At 49.4% G+C, this 3,629-nt stretch carries 3 protein-coding genes; 2 read left to right on the top strand and 1 reads right to left on the bottom strand.

Annotated elements, in window-relative coordinates:
* Window positions 1-1,965: EAL domain-containing protein (locus ABYW01_RS16685; protein WP_372834869.1), on the top strand; the 1,965-nt coding region annotated here is incomplete at its 5' end.
* Between the two features lie 14 nt (window positions 1,966-1,979).
* Window positions 1,980-3,107, top strand: a complete 1,128-nt coding sequence (locus ABYW01_RS16680) for an HDOD domain-containing protein (protein WP_372834866.1) — start codon at window positions 1,980-1,982, stop codon at window positions 3,105-3,107.
* Between the two features lie 39 nt (window positions 3,108-3,146).
* On the opposite strand, the gene ABYW01_RS16675 is transcribed toward ABYW01_RS16680, so the two are convergent.
* A partial coding sequence (locus ABYW01_RS16675) for an MBL fold metallo-hydrolase (protein WP_372834863.1) occupies window positions 3,147-3,629 on the bottom strand: 483 nt, incomplete at its 5' end.

Genomic DNA, 3,629 nt, shown 5'->3' with positions numbered 1-3,629 from the left:
CTGCTCAGGCGCGCAGGCTTTAAAGTCTTCACCGCAAATTCGGGTGAAGAAGCGCTTGAGGTTCTGTCGCAAAACGATATTCAGGTGGTACTTTCAGATTTTCGAATGCCCCACATGACTGGTGGTGAATTGCTACTTCGCGTTAAAGAAGAACATCCCCAAATCGTTGGTCTTGTCCTGAGCGGGTATGCCGATCTCGAGTCGGTGACAAGCATTCTAAACAGTGGCACAGCGTATAAGTTTCTTCACAAACCCTGGGATGACGCTGCGCTGATCACGCAGATTGAGATGGCCTTTGATCAATGGCATACGCTGCAAAAACAGCAGGGTCTGAGTCGCATGGTATGGGAGAGTGATGAGGCGCTATTTGAGATTAACGCTCAAGGTATTGTTTCCCAGCTCAATCCCGCAGCCTGTGATCTGTGTTGTGCTTCGGAAAACAATATCCTTAATCGCTCTATCACTGAATTTATACATGCTGTTTCTCCAAGGCAGATGGAGCTATTGTGTCTCGATAGCGAAACCCAGACTGAACTGGTATATGACGATAAGATGTTCGAGTTGGCTTGCCGACCAACGGCCAACAAGCGCTGGATTCTTAGCATTCGACAGAAATCATACAGTGGCGGCTTAGGTGTAAAACACCTACTTCATCGCAGTGAAATCATTCGCTGCCTTGAAGAATGGATGTTACCCAACTCAGTGGCAGATAAACCTGCATTAACATCGGCGAGTCTCATCTATATGGATGTTAATCGCTTCAAGACCTTTAACGACAGCCTTGGCTATCGCGAGGCCGATAAATTGCTGGCAGAGGTTGCCCGCAAGCTGATCAAACACAAACCCGTCGGGGCCTACGTGGGACGCATAACCGGCGACGAATTTGTGTTGGCGCTACCCTGCGTAAATAGTGATGAGGATATGCTCACGCTGATCAATCAACTCTTAAAGGGATTCGAAAGCCCTATCACTTTCGCAGACAAGCAGGTTCATATCTCTTTTAGTGTTGCCTATGCCATAGCCCCAGTTGACGGCCACTGCCCTGAAGACCTGCTGCACAACGCACAGGCTGCCGCCGCCTACTCAAAACGCCGGGGCCGATACATTTATCCTCGCTATCAACCTGAGATGAACAAACGCAATAACGAATTGATGACGATCCAGAGTGACCTCTATCGCGCGCTGGAACGCAATGAATTCTCTGTTGTATATCAACCAAAGGTATCGTTCTCGAATGGCCGGATTCTTGGAGCCGAAAGCTTATTGCGCTGGAAACACCAAACTCTGGGAATGATCTCGCCCGCTACGTTCATTCCAATGGCGGAGGATAACGGTCTGATTGAAGCAATTGGTGAATGGGTGCTGGCGACAGCGGCAACACAGAGCAAATTTTGGCAGCTCGATGGTCTTCCCCCCTTCCTTCTCGCCGTAAACCTGTCTGGTCGCCAGTTACAGGAAGACGGATTACTCGACACGGTACGCAGCATTATCCGGACATCTGGAATTGACCCAACCTTACTTGAACTGGAAGTCACCGAAACATTCCTTATGCAGGATATTGATCACAGCCTGAAGCTGCTACACGAGTTGAAATCATTGGGGATTCGATTGGCACTTGATGACTTTGGTACCGGCTATTCTTCGTTGAATTATCTAAGTCGGTTACCCGTTGATACGCTCAAGATTGATCGCTCCTTTGTGATTGATCTGGAAGAAAGTAAAGAACGCTACGATCTGGTTCGAAACGTGATTCGTATGTCACATGACTTGGGCATGCAGGTCGTCGCGGAAGGGGTCGAAACCCAGACGCAATTTGAACTGCTACAAGCGCTGAATTGCGACGAAGTACAGGGTTACTTTATCAGCCCACCCGTATCACCCGATAAGTTTAGGGTCCTACTGGAAAACCAACCCCTGATCGACAAAAACTATAACCTGACAACACCCGCTTTCGCGGTCGAGTAAACGGAGCTTGAACTGTGACTACAGACAAACCAAAAGTTCTCTTTCTCGATGATGAATCCAGCATCCTTCGCTCTCTGCGTCGCGGACTACGTCGGCACTTCAGAGATTGGGAACTGGTGTTCGAAGAACGCCCTGAAAACGCCCTCAAGCAGCTTGATACGCTGTCCCCTTGGGTCGTTGTAAGTGATAAGCAGATGCCAGGCATGGACGGCATCGAATTTCTGGAACACGTTCGGCAACATTGCCCCCTCGCCGTGCGTATATTACTGAGCGGCGAGACGGATACAGACAAAGCCATATCCGCAGTGGGTGTAGCCCACCTCATGCTGCCAAAGCCTTTTGAAATGGAAGATATCGTTAATTCACTGCATGCGGCAAAATGCTTACGTGAATTGCCAATTCCATTACACCTAAGGGAAGAGATCGGCTGTATCGACAGCCTGCCCGTTCTCCCTGCTGTTTACCAGGAACTTGTATCCTATCTAAACCAAGCACCAGATCCTGACAGCGAACGCATCGCGGAAATCATCACCCAAGATACGGCAATCCTCAGTAAAATACTTCAACTGGCAAACTCTGCGTTCTTTGGCTTTGCGTCACCCGCTACCAGCGCTATTGATGCCGTTGTGCGTTTGGGGCAAGGCATGATCAAGAATCTGGTGCTCTGTGCAGGTATATTCAGGCAAGACAGTTCCAATAATACCTACGAACACGAACAGCTCTGCCGACAGGCTGAGCATGTCGCGGGCATCATGCGTACGCTATCTCAGGAGATGAAACTGTCGCGTGCCGAAGCTGATCACCATTATGTGCTGGGCATGCTGCACAACGTTGGTGGGTTGATCTCAGGCGAGACAGGCAATACCGAACGTAATGCAGTCATCAGCGCGTATCTACTTAAGCTATGGGGGTTTGATTCAGACACGGTTGTCGCCGTACTCTATCAGCTGCATCCGGAGAACGCCCAGAAGATAAAACCGATGACGTTGCGCTTACACGCTTCAACCGTGATAAGTCACGCACACCAGATCGGGGGCGATCCCCTTGCAGCTGATTCAGGCCTAAACCAGCCCCTGCTGAGCGACGCGGGAATGCTTGAGCAAGTCGAGCAATATCTTCAGGCTGATACGGCCAATCAGTAAAGGCTACCTCCGGTAGCCTTCGCATTCTATCAACATCTCTTATTTACGCAGACGCGCTCCGGTTAACCCTACTTCCAGATCTTCGAACCAATCGAGAAAACGATCAACATCGTCTCCTTTAAATATCCGACCATGCTGTGGGCAAAGCATTTTCACATCAAGCTTGCGCACTCGTTCAACCCAGTCATTTTTAGCTTCATTAGACGGCATCCAACGCTGGTGAAACAGCTTCATTCTGGGAATATGAGACTCAAAATCGTCCACAAACATCGGGGCATCATCGGCCTCTATTGCTGCCCCAATATCTCCGCACATTAGAATCCCGGTTTGCGGATCAAAGACATTGAAGTTACCTGATGAATGCAGATAGTGAGCGGGAATAAACACCAATTTCACGTCATCCAATGTAAGACTACCACCTTCATCTGCGATGGCACTGAAGTTGATGTTCTGCATGCCAAAATGGCGAATAAAGCTTTCCCAGATCCAGGGGGAATGCAACGTTGCATCTTGCAGCGCCTG

The organism is Pontibacterium sp. (assembly GCF_041587635.1).
In the GTDB taxonomy this organism is placed as follows: Bacteria; Pseudomonadota; Gammaproteobacteria; order Pseudomonadales; family Balneatricaceae; genus Pontibacterium.
This window is presented reverse-complemented; position numbering and strand designations above follow the sequence as displayed.